A 492-nucleotide genomic window follows, 5' to 3' on the forward strand; every position below is an offset into this window, starting at 1 on the left:
GCTGAACCCAAACATGGTCAGAAATGGAAAGAATTCCTGCAAATGCCCATCTTGCCTTTGGTGCAGATTCTGAGCGTAAGGCCGTTCAGAGGAAGGAGGACGATCTGAGAAAAGAATGACCAGATGCTAAGGACCATCGGTCAGCTTACGCTTGAGCGCGACTTTCTTCAGGACTGCTTTCGCCAAGCTGGGGAGGCCATCCCAAGAATCCCGGAATATGATCAGAAAGGATAACGGCCTTTCCATACGTCGTCAGTGCGAATTACTGGGACTGAACCGTTCCGGCCTATATTACACACCTACAGGACCCAACCAAGCTGCTGTTAGGCTTGATGAATCGTTAATGGAACGTATCGACCACTGGCATACCAGGTGTCCCTACCTAGGCTCTCGTAAGATTGTTGCCAAACTGCAAGAAGAAGGTTTTTCAGTATGTCGCAAGACAGTACGGCGACTTATGCTGAAGATGGGCATCTATGCTATTTATCCTGA

1 protein-coding gene is annotated in these 492 nt (G+C 48.8%); it reads left to right on the plus strand.

Features of this window, described 5'->3' with window-relative positions:
- Window positions 1-217: 217 nt before the first annotated feature.
- Window positions 218-492, plus strand: a 275-nt coding sequence (locus NM10_RS13485; RefSeq protein WP_147675901.1) for an IS3 family transposase, incomplete at its 3' end; no start/stop codon positions are given.

This window comes from Megasphaera sp. NM10 (assembly GCF_000417505.1).
Taxonomy (GTDB): Bacteria; Bacillota; Negativicutes; order Veillonellales; family Megasphaeraceae; genus Megasphaera; species Megasphaera intestinihominis.